The sequence below is a fragment of the Clostridium beijerinckii genome, assembly GCA_003129525.1.
GTDB lineage: Bacteria > Bacillota > Clostridia > Clostridiales > Clostridiaceae > Clostridium > Clostridium beijerinckii_D.
Genome location: CP029329.1, coordinates 4,190,092 through 4,205,010, shown reverse-complemented (window position 1 = coordinate 4,205,010; position 14,919 = coordinate 4,190,092). Strand labels below are relative to the sequence as shown.

The window sequence follows — 14,919 nt, the reverse complement described above, 5'->3', positions numbered from 1 at the left end:
TTTAGTCCAAACTAACAGCATCAATTTGCTGTTTTGCTTTTAATAATAATTCAATTGCTAGGTTGTTTTTTTCATCAGTAGCTCGGAATGTTGGAATACTAATACTAATGGCTGCGATTATTTTTCCTTTTGAGGTCAATGGAACTGCGTAGCAGCGTAAAAATTTTGTTACTTCTTCAACTTCTATTGCCACATGAGTTTTTCTAATCTTCTTTAATTGATCTTCTAAAATAGTAAAATCTGTTATAGTATTTTCTGTAATGGCTTTTAAGCCGTCAGGATAAAGTGTTTTTATTTCTTCAATTTCATATTCGCTTAATAAGGCTTTTCCTAAAGCTGTGCAGTAAGCGGGGAGTCGTTTTCCTATATTAGAAATAATGCGAAAATCTATATCTTTTCCAGGATCTTCTTTCAATACATACAGTACATTATTTCCATCCATAACCCCCATTTGACAGGTTTCATCGATATTGATGACAATATTATTCATTATTTTTTTAATAAAGTCTAACATATACTTATCTCGTGTATAGGATGCCCCAATACAAAATGCGGAAATTCCAATTGCATATTTTAAAGAGTTTTTTTCGATAGAAACAAAATTACGTTCTAACATCGTTTGCATAATAGGATAAAGAGTGCTTTTTGGTATATCAATTGATTCAGAAATCTCTGTTAAAGTTAGACCTTTAGGATTAATTGATAAAAGATTTAATATATTCAGCACTCTTTCCGTTGGTTTATGTGTCATATTTACACCCGCCATTCAAATTTTTATAAAAATCAAATATGTATAAGTTGCAATAAAGATTATACAATCTAATACAGAGCTTGTATATTATTTGCTGTGGAACTTGGTGATCTATATTTATGGAAGTTACTGTATTGTATCAGTATTATCACAACTTATATAGTAAAAATTAATAATTAATAATTATAATTATATATATTTTGTTAGAACTATTCAATGTCGGGTTATACATACAAGAATAAATCACAAACAGTGAGTGAATTTGAATAATATTTTTTTGAAAACGGTTAAATATTATCTTGACATGATAAAAAAATGTGGTAATATTTAGTTATAGGATTCGTATAAACAAATGATAAACGTATATACGAACAATAGAGAGGGGAGGGCGCATATTCATAAGTTATTAAATTAGCACGAAAATTCTAACTCATAATTCAATTAAAGATGAAATCTTTGAGCATTTTATCAAAATTATTAAATAGTTAAACTAACCATATATGTATAAATTATATAAAAAATATAAAATAGGATTTGAATTTAGACTAATTTTTAATAAAGGAGAAATCATACATGAAAAAAATTGAATTTTTAACACCTGTTATTACTGCATTTGATGCTGAGGGAAACTTAGACATCAAGGCAAATCAAAATGTTTACGACTATCTCATTAACTCAGGTATAGACGGTCTAGTTATTATGGGTAGCACAGGTGAATTCTATGCCATGTCTACTGAACAAAAGAAGGAATTAATTGATCTTGTTGTTCACTATGTAAATAAAAGGACACAGGTTATTATTGGGACAGGTTGTATGACAACAGCCGAAACAATTGAACTTTCCAATTATGCTATTGATGCTGGAGCGGATGGTGTTATCATTATCAGCCCATATTATTTTCCACTATCGGATGAAAATTTGGAATCTTACTATGGAAAAGTGGCGGAATCTGTAAAAGGTGATATTTATTTATATAATTTTCCTGACAGAACTGGCTATGATTTATCACCGGAATTTACACTTAATTTATTGAGAAAGCATAGTAATATTGTTGGTTATAAAGATACAGTATCAGAAATGGGACATACTAGAAAACTAATCCAAACCATACAGAGTGAGTTCCCTGAGTTTAAGGTGTTTTCGGGGTTTGACGAAAATTTTGTACATAATGTTGTTTCTGGTGGTAGCGGATGTATTAGCGCGCTTTCCAATCCTTATCCAGAGATTTTTGTGGATTGGGTAAAAGCAGTTAATGAGAAAAATATCGATAGAATAGCTGAAATTCAGAGTACTGTTGATAAATTATCTAAATTGTATGATGTAGGTAAATCTTTTATTCCGATTATCAAAAAAACTATGATGTTAAAAGGTGTGGATATTAAGGACTACTGTAAAACTCCTATTTTGCAGGCTGATGAAAAACAAACGGATTCAATTAAAAAAATTATGGAAGATATTCATCATATGGTTTAGGAGCAATCCATTGCAATTTCTTAAAAATTACTATATATCGCTATAATCTTATAAGGCACTATACTTTGTTAATTAAACTATGGAAATATGGAGGGATAATTATGTCATTAAAATCTATTTATGGTGATGAAAATGTATCTTTATATGAAATTCACACTCACGCAGAAGGTCCGAAGGGTTCACTTCCACTTACACCAGAATTGTTGAAAGATTCACCTAGTGGCAATATATTCGGAATGACTTTAAATGCTGGTATGGGATGGGAGCCATCGAAACTCTTGGGAGATAATGTGCTAATACTTAGTACTCAAGGCGGAATCCGTGATAATGATGGTACTCCAATTGCTGTAGGATTACACACAGGCCACTTTGAATTAGGATTGCAAATGAGAGCAGCAGCTGAAGAAATCAAGAAACTTGGAGGTGTCCCTCATGCTGCATACGTAACGGATCCATGTGACGGACGTAGCCAGGGTACAACCGGAATGTTTGACTCTCTACCTTATCGTAATGATGCATCAATAGTATTTCGTAGATTAATTCGCTCATTGCCAACAAGGCGTGCAGTAGTCGGAGTGGCTGCATGTGACAAAGGTCTACCTGCAATGATGATGGCACTGGCATCTATGCATGATTTGCCAACTATTGTTGTTCCTGGAGGTGCAACACTTCAACCTACAAAGGGGGAAGACGCAGGAATAATTCAAACGATTGGAGCTAGATTTGCCAATAATGAAATTTCATTAGAAGATGCTTCAAGTCTAGGATGTAAAGCTTGTGCTTCTGCTGGTGGAGGATGTCAGTTCTTTGGGACAGCCGGTACTTCTCAGGTCATTGCTGAAGCATTAGGAATGGCATTGACTCACTCTGCGTTAGCACCTTCCGGCCAACCAATATGGGAAGAAATCGCTAAGCAGTCAGCCAAGGCAGCTTTTGAAATGGCCAACAATGGAATAACTACGAAGGATATTATTACAGATAAAGCAATTGAGAATGCCATGATGATTCACGCTGCTTTTGGAGGATCAACAAACTTGCTTCTTCATCTCCCAGCAATTGCACATGCTGCCAATTGTAAAATGCCAACTGTGGAAGACTGGGCAAAAATTAATAAAAAAGTACCTCGTTTAGTGAGTGTTATGCCTATTGGACCAGTTAATTACCCTACAGTCAACGTATTCTTAGCAGGAGGAGTTCCTGAGGTTATGCTTCATTTAAGAAAACTTGGGCTGTTGCATGAGGATGTTCTTACTGTTACAGGAGAAACACTTGGAGCTAACCTTGATTGGTGGGAAAAATCTGAAAGACGTATACAATGCAGAAACCGTCTAGTTGAAGTGGATGGAGTTGATCCTGATGAAGTTATTATGAACCCAAGCCAGGCAAAAGAAAGAGGACTAACATCAACAGTAACTTTCCCGTTAGGAAATATTGCCCCTGAAGGTTCAGTAGTAAAATCAACGGCTATTGATCCATCTGTTATAGATGACGACGGGGTATTTAGACACACTGGGAAAGCTAAAGTTTTCAACTCTGAAAAGTCAGCTATTAAAGCGATTAAGGATGGTGGAAAGATTAAAGCTGGTGATGTAATGATTGTAAGTGGTGTAGGACCAATGGGAACAGGAATGGAAGAAACGTACCAATTAACTTCTGCTTTAAAAAAATTGCCTTTTGGTAAGCATGTTTCTCTAATTACAGATGCACGTTTTTCTGGTGTTTCTACAGGTGCTTGTTTTGGACATGTAGGGCCTGAGGCATTGGCAGGAGGTCCTCTCGGAAAATTGAAGGACGGAGACGTTATTGAAATCATAATTGATACTAATCAGCTTGAGGGATCAATTAATTTCATTGGAACTGAGGATAAACAGCTTTCTTATGAAGAAGCAGCTAAAGTTTTAGAAGCACGTGAAACTGATCCAAATCTTCAACCTGATCCAGATCTTCCAGATGATACAAGATTATGGGCAGCACTTCAAGCCGTTAGTGGCGGAACTTGGGGTGGAAGTGTATATGATGTAGATAAAATTATTGAAGTTATTGAAGCTGGAAAGAAAGCTATGGCTAAAGAATAATAATTTATTTGAATTTGCTAGCAAGGATAACCCTCTCTTAAATTAACTTTTGCACATATAAATTTTGATTTTATGTGAGGGAAATCCTTCAAAAATATACTTACGAAACGGCATAAAGCCTATGGCTTTGGAGTTCTGTGAAAGATAAAAAAATAGTAATAATTAGATTGGGAGTGATATTATGCCATTATTAATTATAGCACTAGCAGTAGTGTGTTTACTTATATTAATTTCTGTCTTCAAATTAAATACATTTATTTCATTGCTTATTGTTTCATTTCTTGCAGCTGTGGTGTTGGGGGAACCTCTTGGAAAGATTGTTGCAACGATTGAATCAGGGATGGGCGGAACACTTGGCCATATAGCTTTAATATTTGGTCTTGGTGCCATGCTCGGTAAATTAGTTGCTGATTCAGGTGGAGCACAGCGTATTGCCATGACTTTGATTGACAAATTTGGAGAAAAACGAGTTCAATGGGCTGTTGTAGTTGCTTCATTTATTGTTGGTATAGCAATGTTTTTTGAAGTAGGATTAGTTTTATTAATTCCAATTATATTTTCTATTTCAAGAGAATTAAAAATTTCTCCAATGCACTTAGGTATTCCAATGCTTGCTGCTTTATTAGCAACACATGGATTTCTGCCTCCACATCCAGGACCAACAGCAATAGCTGGAGAATATGGAGCAGACCTTGGAACCGTTTTAATGTACGGTATTATTGTAGCAATACCATCTGTTATTTTAGCAGGGCCAATATATACTAAGATTGCTAAAAAAATTATACCTACCGCTTTTAATAAAAATGGTAATATTGAATCTTTAGGTGAACAAAAAACGTTTAAACTCGAAGAAACACCTAGTTTTGGAATTAGTTTGTTAACAGCGATGTTTCCTGTTATTTTAATGATGGTTTCAACAATAATTTCAATGATACAAAAAACAGCAGGAATTCCAGGAAATTATTTGTTTGATGTTATTAGCTTTATTGGTAATCCATCGACAGCAATGACTATATCTTTAATACTTGCAATCTATACTATGGGAATAGGAAGGAAGGTTCCAATTAAACAAGTGATGACTTCTTGTTCTTCTGCCATTTCGTCAATTGGAATGATGCTTTTAATTATTGGTGGCGGGGGTGCTTTTAAACAAGTGCTTATTGATGGAGGCGTTGGCAATTATATCGCTTTACTATTTCAAGGAAGTTCCATATCACCTATACTACTTGCATGGATAGTTGCAGCCATTTTACGTGTTTGTTTAGGTTCTGCAACAGTAGCAGCTCTATCAACAGCAGGTCTAGTTATTCCAATGCTTGCTGGTCATCCCGATGTCAATCTAGCCTTAGTAACACTTGCAACTGGAGCCGGAAGTGCAATAGCATCTCATGTAAACGATGCTGGATTCTGGATGGTTAAAGAATACTTTGGTTTAAGCATGAAAGAAACATTCTCAACCTGGACTATACTAGCAACCATTGTGTCAGTAACAGGATTAGTATGTATTTTGATATTGAATATATTTGTTTAAAGGAAGTGTGGGTTCAGTTATATAAAATATAGAGGAAATTAAGGTAAAATGTATATTTCATCTGTTGATTTTGGTACATCAGCAATGAAAATGTCAGTATTAGATGAAAATACTAATATTGTAGAATCTACTAAAGTAGATTATCAGTACCATGCATTTAATCAAGATTGGGTAGAACTTGATGTAAATAAAGTCTTTAATGCAATGTTGACGGGAATAAACAATCTATCAAAGTACAAAAATGATATTGAGGTTTTTGACTATAGATAACCATGAAATAAACTTTACTTATTCCTCGGAAAATACGTAGGTAAAATCAAGCTTTATACCAATGAATAAGTAAAACTTTTGGGCTGGTTATCTATAGTTACAATTAGTAATTCAATATTAGTTAAAATTACATAATTAACAAACACTAAATAAAAAATAAAAAATTCTAAAATTAACGATTATAATTTAAAGGAGAGTATTTATTATGAGTATTTATTATATCCCACCAATTAATATTATGGGAAGAGGATGTCTTGCGGAAGCAAAAGAACCTATAAAAGCACTGGGAGCAAAAAAAGCATTTATTGTTAGTGATAAGTTCCTTACTTCCAACGGAACCGTTAAAAAAATAACTGACATGTTAGATGAAATCGGCGTTACATATGTTCTTTATAACGATGTAAAGCCTAACCCAACTGTAAATAATGTAAATAGTGGTTTGGAGATTCTTAAAAAAGAAGACTGCGATATCGTTATTACTATTGGTGGTGGTTCGCCTCAAGACTGTGGTAAGGCTATTTCTATCCTTGCCACAAACGGTGGTACTACAAAGGACTATGAAGGCGTAAATAAGACAACTAAAAAATGTCTTCCTATTATTGCTATAACCACTACAGCTGGTACTTCTGCAGAAGTTACCATTAACTATGTTATTACAGATGAAGAGCGTCACGTAAAGATGATTATGGTTGATACCAATTCTCTTGCTACCATGACTGTAAATGACCCTGAGCTAATGATTGGTAAACCAGCTGGTCTAACAGCTGCTACAGGTATGGACGCTTTGACACATGCTATCGAGGCTGTGGTTGCAAAAGGTGCTTATGATGTCACCGACGCCACTGCTTTATATGCAATTAAGCAGATTTTTAACTTTCTGCCAAGAGCTGTTAAAGACGGTAGTGACATCGAAGCCAGAGAGCAGATGTGTTATGCCTGTTTTTTAAATGGTATTGCTTTCAGTAATGCTGGTTTGGGTAACGTTCATGCTATGGCTCATCAACTAGGAGGTCTATATGACTTGCCACATGGTGTATGTAATGCTATGCTTCTTCCTTATGTACAAGAGGAAAATGCTAAGGGTGTTCCAGCTAAATTCCGTCCAATCGCAGAGGTTATTGGCATGGATGTAGCAGGAAAATCCGATGAAGAGTGTGTAGATTTTGTAATCAGCAAGATTAAGGCTCTTTCCGAAGAGGTACGTATCCCTAAATCTTTGAAAGAAGTTGGCGTAGATAACCCTGACTTTGACAAGCTTGCTGAGTTTGCTATGAATGATGCTTGTGCAGGTGCTAACCCTATATTCTTCGATAAAGAAAAGTTAATTGAGCTATTTAGAAAGATTTCTTAAGCATAAATTTTTACTTAAAATTAAATATCCATCTATGTCTTAATTATACAGGTAAGACCGGCATCATTTATTGAAGCCGGATCTTCTTCATATTACTATGAATATTAGAATTGCTGTTAAGATGTGTAATGGTATAATAACTGGAAGTCATAAAATAGTTTGGATTAAAAATACAATGGAAATTAGAGAAATAATGGTCACTGATACACAATTAGAGGACGTAAAAGCTAATCCTACTTTAGAAATTATAACAGACACTGAGGAAATGAAATTTGACAAAGAATAAAGGTTAAATTAAGTGAAAGTTTGCAAACGTTATCAAATTCGCTTCGCTCATTAATACCCTCGAGGGTTTTGTGAAGGAAGAATGACTGAACTTGTTACTAATGTCTTAATTGGTAAACTTAAAGATACGTTGATTACTATGATATCTACAAATAGTCCTTGGAAACGCTCAAGGATGTTAAAATATATTAAAGAAGAAATCGAAAGGAATGTAATTCCTGTTAGACCTGATAGGAAATTTGAAAGAAAAAATAATAAAGCTACTCAAATGGTAAATAGAATGAATAAAAAGAGAGCTTTGTAAAATACAGTTATATGTTTTTGTGGAAAAACTTTCATTTAATATGGTGAAGGTTTATTTCTTCTACCCTAAATTAGAAATTTGATATTATCAATAACAGTAATGATAAAAAAAAGTCCATATTTCTATAGAATTTCTTTCATTATTACATTTTGTAAAAATATTGAATCATAGGTTGATGACATTGCCCCCGGGGGTTTTGTGAAGGAAGAATGACTGAACTTGTTGCTATGATTCTTTTAGGATGTTACATTCAAGTTTAAGTTTATTACACTATTTATTGATGTACATGTATATTTTGTATGTTCTATAAAATTGATTGTAATTCCAATGATTAGATTATAGCAAAATGAAAAAATAATAAAGGAAAATACCACTTTTATTAGGAGATGTTCAAATCATGTGATCAACTTATAAAAAATATAATATTTTTACAAGAATATTAAAAATAGATGCATTTGTGATATATAATATAATAGTAATTATACCACAGTAAATTGCAAAGAAGGGGTAAATGGAAGGAGAACTATAATGTACAGAAAACAAATTGACGATTATTTTACTATTAACAAAGATGAAATGCTAAATGATATATGCAGCATTATCAAAATAAAAAGTGATAGAGAAGAGGCAATCCCTGGAATGCCTTTTGGAGAAGGACCAGCTAAAGCGCTAGAATTAGCATTAAATTTAGCAAATGGAATGGGATTTAAAACTAAGAATTATGATAATTATGTTGGAACTATTGATTTGAATGAAAATGAAAAAGGATTAGATATTCTTGCTCATTTAGATGTAGTTCCAGTTAGTGATGACTGGAAGGTTACAAAGCCTTTTGAACCTCTTATAAAAGATGGGAAATTATATGGTAGAGGAAGTGCTGATGATAAGGGGCCAGCAATTGTAGCATTATATGCATTAAAAGCAGTTAAAGACTTAAATATACCACTTAGCAAAAATGTTAGACTTATTTTAGGAACAGATGAAGAGTGTGGTAGTGAAGACATTGATTATTATTATAAAATTGAAAAAGAAGCACCTATGACTTTTTCACCAGATGCAGATTTTCCACTTATAAATATTGAAAAAGGTCGTTTAGCTAGCACCTTTGAATCACAGTTTGAAGAAGATGATACTCTTCCTAGAATATTATGTGTGCAAAGTGGAGTTAAGGCAAATGTTGTTCCAGATAGAGCTAACGCTACAGTTGAAGGTATTAATAAAGAAGAAATTATAAAATACTTAGAATCTGCACAAAAGAAAACTAAGATAAAATTCACAGTACATGAAGAAGCTAATGGACAATTAATTATTGCTGCAAAAGGAACTGGAGCACATGGATCTACTCCGCAAAATGGTAATAATGCATTAAGTGGAATTTTAGAATTACTTAAAGATATGCCATTTGCAAAGAGTGAAGGTTTTAATAGATTATGTGCAGTACAAAAATTATTTCCTCATGGTGATTTTAATGGTGAAGCCAGTGGTATTAAAATGAGTGATGAAATATCAGGAAAATTAACTATTGGATTAAATATTTTAGAATATACTACTAAGGGCTTGAGTGGGGTATTTGATTGTAGAGCTCCAATTTGTACTACAAATGAAAATTTACGTGATGTTTTAAGAGATAATATGAAAAAAGAAAATATTATTCTTTCTTCTGACGATATGATTGAAGGACATCATGTAAGTGAAGATTCTGATTTTGTACGTACACTACTAAAATGTTACGAAGAATATAGTGGCAAAAAGGGAGAATGTCTTGCAATTGGTGGAGGTACATACGTTCATCATCTTAAAAATGGCGTAGCATTTGGTTGCACAATGCCAGGAACTGATAATAATATGCATGGAAATGATGAGTTTGCAAATATAGATGAATTAGTATTAAGTGCTAAAATATTTACTCAAGCAATAATTGATTTATGTAAATAATATACTAAAAATTACCCTACAGTTAAATTATCACGTGAAAAATTAACTGTAGGGTTAATGTTTTATAATGAGTAAAATTTAAATATAGTATGTTTTTATATTAAATAAAGTAGGTGGTTATATGAAGATATGCATTGTATTAATGGAATAGGCATTAATGTATTAAAATTAGAGGAGAGATAAAAATATGGCTATTCCAGATTTAAATAAAATATATCCAAGAAGTAATGATTTTCAAATAGTAACAAATTCGCTTCGCTCATTAATACCCACGGGGGTTTTGTGAAGGAAGAATGACTGAACTTGTTAATAAGCAATACGAAAAATAATATGTAGGCAGCATATACTAAGTATATCTGAAAAACAAATCTATCATATAGTAAAAGAGAAAAAGCCTAAATTGGTAACCTTTGCTCTAAGGTCAATTATGGAGAATACGGTTAAATGATAGATTTGAGAATTATATTAAACCTCATTTACTAATGATACGGTGAACCGCATCATTAATAAATGAGGTTTTTTGCCGCCACTTTGACGACGAAATTGATAAAACTAAATAAATAAATAAATAAATAATAATATCTTTATCTTTCATTAATGATAGTAAGCTGATAACTATTATCGATATCAAAATTCTATATAAGGGAATTTATGGTATAATATTTAATAATACGCTGGATTACTGAGTTGGTTTCTAGTGTTAATTTATTGATTAAACGCATATATAAACATATGTAGGATAAATAAGATAAAATGGTGGAAGGCGAAATATATGAAATCTATTTTTGACTTTTTAATAAGAAAATTTGTGAAAGACAACAAAAATGTAAATTCCCAATCAGTCAGACAATCTTACGGCACTCTTGGAGGAAATGTTGGGATAATAATAAATTCTTCTATTCTTGTTCTAGAAATTACTATTGGTTTATTTCTAAACAGTATAGCCATTACAGCAGATGCTTTTCATAATCTGACTGATGCATTATCTTCGCTAGTTACAATATTTAGTTTTAAACTTGCAAATCGTCCGGCAGATGATAAACATCCTTTTGGTTATGGAAGAATAGAGTATATAACTGCGCTCTTATTTTCTGGTGCCATACTTGTAGTAGGATTTGAATTTCTAAGAAGCTCATTTTTACGTGTTTTAAATCCTGTAAGCATACCTTTTAATAAAGTGAGTTTTATTTGCATGCTGTGTGCAATACCATTGCAAGTTTTTCTTAACAGATTCACAAATTATATAGGTGATGTTATTGATTCATCTGCACTTAAAGCATCAGCGTTAGAATCCTTTACTGATATCTTAGTGCTGTCTATGGTTACATTTTCTTTGCTTATTACAAGATTTACAACCTTTCCTATTGATGGATATATAGGAGTCATTGTATCTATTTTTATTTTCCATTCAGGTATAGGACTTGGAAGAGAAATGCTTGGTACTTTAATTGGGAAAGCACCAGAAAAGGAATTTGTAGAAGAACTAAAAAGCAGCGTAATAAGTTATAAACATATATGCGGAGTGCATGATCTTGTAATTCATAATTATGGTCCAGGTAGATACATGGCTTCTTTGCATGCTGAGGTTCCAAGTAATGTAGCAATTATGGAACTGCATGACGTTATAGATCAGGCTGAGAAGGAAATTGGTAAACGAATGAATGTGTATCTTACCATTCATATGGACCCAATTAATACAGACAGCCCTGAGATCATAGCCTTAAAAGAAGAAGTTTATAAAAAGATTAAAGTAATAAAGGGTATGGTATCTATGCATGATTTTAGAGTTGTTGGAGGAAGTGAAGAAAAAACGATATTATTTGATGTGGTATTGGACAAGACTAGTTTTAAAGATAATGAAGAAAAAGTGCTGCAAGCTCAAATACAAGATATCATATATAGTATTAATCCTTCTTATAGAAGTATTATTACTTTCGATAGAGAGTTTTACTAAATGATATATGATGAAATAATAAAATTACTGATGGGGAATTCTCATCAGTAATTTTTTTGCTTACGATGGACACTAAAACAACAATGACTGCAACAGGAATTGAAAAATTAATTGTGTAGTTGATGCTGCTGAAACAAACGATAAAAATATATGTATATAGTTCAAATTTTATGTTTAGTTATAAGAACTTTTTCTTTACGATTTCAACCATAATTCTCAATTCTACATATTAAATTTTTTATTGAAGAATATATAGTATATGATAAAATATTGCCATAGGATAGCGAGAGATTTTGGAGATGGGATTTAATTATAATTCTCCATAATATGCATTCTTATAAAGTTTCAAGAGTTCATGCACATAAAAAAAGCACGAAGTGCAACCAAGAACTTTATGAGTATTCAGAAAAAAGAAACTAACAGAAATGTATTTCTATAACTTAACATAGGTTTAATATTTGTTCGTTAGATTAATACAAAAAGTATAATTATAAAACTAAGTATATTAAATACTTTAAAAAAGGGAGGATAATAAAATGAAAATAACAATGTATGGGGCAGCAATTTGCCCAGATTGTGTTGAAGCAAAAGTTATTTTAGAAAAACATAAAAATTTAGAATTAGATTATAAAAATATTACTGAAAGTACTAAAATATTAAAGGAATTTTTATCTTATCGTGATAATGATAAAATGTTTACTAATGTTGTTAAAGAGGGGAAAATAGGTATCCCATTTTTTATTTTAGAAGATGGAACAAAAACATTAGACATATTTGATTATTTGGATATAGAAAAGCCTAAGAAGGTTGTAAATAGTTGCTCTATTGATGGCAGTGGTAAATGTTAATAGATGTTAACTTATAGTGGATTTCAAATGTCATGATTCGCCTCCACCATGAAACCCACGAAAGGTATATTAGCACAAAGATGTGTTGATATATCTTTTTCAATAAGTATAATTTATGGTATTGATAAGTTGTTCTAGAAACCTTTATTTGTATATATATATCTACAAAATCTGAGGAATTTAGACACTTAAAACACAAATATGGATTTTTTGTGTTTTATATTATATAATGGTATTAATTATGAAGTTAAATTGATAATGTATAAATGTGTAAATGGATAAATGGATAAATGAGAGGCGAATTAAATGAGTAACATAAACACTAATAGATATAGAAATATACTTGGAACTATTTCTATTGTAAAGTTTGGTATATTATTTTTTATTTCAACGATTAGTATCAATGAATTATTGAAAGATACGCATATTTTAAATAGTCCATCGCTAAGTAATTATGTTATGCTACTTATTCCTATATTATTGATGGTTATTATTTTATTATGGTCATTTTCTTATATATATATGTTTAAATTTAGAGATATTAAAATTGTCCAAATAATTGAAGATAGTACTTTTACTTTTCTACTTTGTATTTTAATCCTCTTATCAAACACATACCAAAGTCAATATAAATATTTATTTTTATTTAATATCATTTCATCTACTATATCCTTAGGTAAAAAATATGGTGTAATAGTTGCTTCGGTATCATCATTAATTGTATTATTTATAGATTTATTTTTTGCTTCAAATTTAACAGTAAATATATATTTTGAAAATGATTTAATGTTATGCTTGGGATTCATTATGGTTGCATGGGTTTTAGGAGAATATAAAAAATTTGAAAGTGACCAAAGAGAAGTATTGGAAGCAGAATTAAAAGAACAGTTAAAACAACACGATTATATAGAAGAAATGCTCTTGAAAAATGAAGATTGTTATAATTTATTAATTAAACATTCTTACTATTCAATAATGGTTCATCATAATGATAAAATACTATATCTTAATGAAAATGCTTTACAATTAATTGGAATTGAATCATTAGAAGAAGTAAGTGAAAGTTCTATGCTTGATCTCTTTCATACAGAGGATAAGACAAAATTAGAAGAAATATATTTAGATATAATTAATAATCAAAAATCAAATATATCCTTTGAGGATGAAATCATAAATAAAGATGGAAATTATATTAATATACATAACATCTCTACATATTGTATTTATGGAAAATCTCCTGCAATCCTGACTATTATGAGGGATATTACCTCAGAAAAACAAGTAAGGACACTAAAAAAAGAGGTAAAAGAAAACATAAAATTATTGAATGAAACAGAAGAACAGAATAAATCAAGAACTGAGTTTTTTACAAATGTATCGCACGACTTAAAGACGCCTGTAAATGTAATATTTTCTTCATTGCAGTTATTAAATACATATAGTGATGAAGAATTTCTAAAAAACCGAGAAAAATATTTACATGTAATGAAGCAAAATTGTTATAGATTAATTAGATTAGTTAATAATTTACTAGATATAACGAAATATAATGCTGGCTTTATTACTTTGAATTTGCAAAATAGTGATATTGTTTATATAATTGAATCTATTTCTATGTCTATAGTGCCTTATGCTGAAAATAAGGGCGTAGAATTGATATTTGATACCAATATTGAGGAAAAAGTTATTGCTTTCGATGAAAATAAAATCGAAAGAGTAATTTTAAATTTACTTTCAAATTCTTTAAAATTTACAGATAGAGAAGGTCGAATATATGTAACTATAACAGATAAAGGGGCTAATGTTGAAATATCAGTTAGAGATACAGGAGTAGGAATATCAGCAGATAAGAAAGAATTCATATTTGGGAGATTTATGCAAGTGGACAAGACCTTAAAAAGAAACCATGAAGGAACTGGTATAGGACTTTCACTTGTTAAATCATTTGTAGAATTACATAGTGGTCATATTCAACTTAAAAGTGAACTTGGTCATGGAAGTGAATTTATTATTACCTTACCTTCAAAACAAGTTGAAGAAACAAATGTTGAAACAGAAATAAAAGATAATATAATTGAACGCGTTAACATGGAATTATCTGATATATATTCAGCTAATTTTAAAAATAATTAATACTAAAAG

Annotated in this window: 12 protein-coding genes; 11 read left to right on the top strand and 1 reads right to left on the bottom strand. The window is 31.2% G+C overall.

All coding sequences use genetic code 11. From position 1 onward, the window contains the following. Nucleotide 1: 1 nt before the first annotated feature. Nucleotides 2-751, bottom strand: coding sequence for an IclR family transcriptional regulator (locus DIC82_18955; GenBank protein ID AWK52947.1), 750 nt, complete (start codon nucleotides 749-751; stop codon nucleotides 2-4). Between the two features lie 573 nt (nucleotides 752-1,324). Between DIC82_18955 and DIC82_18950 the strand changes: the two genes are divergently transcribed. From DIC82_18950 to DIC82_18900, 11 genes are all read left to right on the top strand, one after another. Continuing rightward, on the top strand, nucleotides 1,325-2,224 hold the full coding sequence (locus tag DIC82_18950) for a dihydrodipicolinate synthase family protein (protein AWK52946.1): 900 nt from the start codon (nucleotides 1,325-1,327) through the stop codon (nucleotides 2,222-2,224). A gap of 101 nt (nucleotides 2,225-2,325) precedes the next feature. Next, entirely contained in the window at nucleotides 2,326-4,299 is a 1,974-nt protein-coding gene (locus tag DIC82_18945; protein ID AWK52945.1) for a YjhG/YagF family D-xylonate dehydratase, read from the top strand. Nucleotides 4,300-4,480: 181 nt separating this feature from the next. Beyond that, nucleotides 4,481-5,830 carry a gluconate permease gene (locus tag DIC82_18940; GenBank protein ID AWK52944.1) on the top strand — a complete coding sequence of 450 codons (1,350 nt, stop codon included), beginning with the start codon at nucleotides 4,481-4,483 and terminating at the stop codon, nucleotides 5,828-5,830. Between the two features lie 48 nt (nucleotides 5,831-5,878). Next, entirely contained in the window at nucleotides 5,879-6,100 is a 222-nt protein-coding gene (locus DIC82_18935) for a hypothetical protein (GenBank protein ID AWK52943.1), read from the top strand. A gap of 205 nt (nucleotides 6,101-6,305) precedes the next feature. Next, a complete protein-coding gene (locus DIC82_18930; protein AWK52942.1) occupies nucleotides 6,306-7,451 on the top strand; it encodes a lactaldehyde reductase in 1,146 nt (381 codons plus the stop codon). Nucleotides 7,452-7,521: 70 nt separating this feature from the next. Then, on the top strand, nucleotides 7,522-7,737 hold the full coding sequence (locus DIC82_18925; protein ID AWK52941.1) for a hypothetical protein: 216 nt from the start codon (nucleotides 7,522-7,524) through the stop codon (nucleotides 7,735-7,737). A gap of 81 nt (nucleotides 7,738-7,818) precedes the next feature. Next, nucleotides 7,819-8,040, top strand: coding sequence for a hypothetical protein (locus DIC82_18920; GenBank protein ID AWK52940.1), 222 nt, complete (start codon nucleotides 7,819-7,821; stop codon nucleotides 8,038-8,040). A 528-nt stretch (nucleotides 8,041-8,568) separates the two neighbouring features. Next, complete coding sequence (locus DIC82_18915) at nucleotides 8,569-9,975, top strand: dipeptidase PepV (protein AWK52939.1); 1,407 nt, start codon at nucleotides 8,569-8,571, stop codon at nucleotides 9,973-9,975. A 772-nt stretch (nucleotides 9,976-10,747) separates the two neighbouring features. Further along, nucleotides 10,748-11,929: a cation transporter gene (locus tag DIC82_18910; protein AWK52938.1), complete on the top strand. Its 1,182-nt coding sequence runs from the start codon at nucleotides 10,748-10,750 to the stop codon at nucleotides 11,927-11,929. A 536-nt stretch (nucleotides 11,930-12,465) separates the two neighbouring features. Next, the gene (locus DIC82_18905) at nucleotides 12,466-12,777 is read left to right on the top strand and encodes a glutaredoxin (GenBank protein AWK52937.1); all 312 of its coding nucleotides are present in this window, start codon (nucleotides 12,466-12,468) and stop codon (nucleotides 12,775-12,777) included. Nucleotides 12,778-13,083: 306 nt separating this feature from the next. Further along, complete coding sequence (locus DIC82_18900; GenBank protein AWK52936.1) at nucleotides 13,084-14,910, top strand: PAS domain-containing sensor histidine kinase; 1,827 nt, start codon at nucleotides 13,084-13,086, stop codon at nucleotides 14,908-14,910. Nucleotides 14,911-14,919 lie beyond the last annotated feature (9 nt).